General features: G+C 65.3%; 1 protein-coding gene. It reads right to left on the reverse strand.

Features of this window, described 5'->3' with window-relative positions:
• Nucleotides 1-239, reverse strand: a 239-nt coding sequence (locus RRF55_RS27780) for a hypothetical protein (RefSeq protein WP_439419267.1), incomplete at both ends; no start/stop codon positions are given.

Genomic DNA, 239 nt, shown 5'->3' on the forward strand with positions numbered 1-239 from the left:
TCTCCGGTGGCCTTGACGAACCGCACGTTTTTCACGCCCGGCAAGGCGTCCGGCGCGGGCAGATCGTAGCTGACGAGCAGCAGGCGATCCTCAGGCCGGTACTGGACTTCGTAGGACTTCTCGAAAAGACCGTCGTAGTCGGAGGCCTCCAGAACGAGGCTGGCATGTTCGACCACCGCTTCGGGGTCGCCCGCCGACACCGACATGCGCAGGGCGTCGACCTTGGCGTTGGCTTCGGC

The organism is Klebsiella sp. K47 (assembly GCF_051858335.1).
Classification (GTDB): Bacteria; Pseudomonadota; Gammaproteobacteria; order Enterobacterales; family Enterobacteriaceae; genus Klebsiella; species Klebsiella pneumoniae.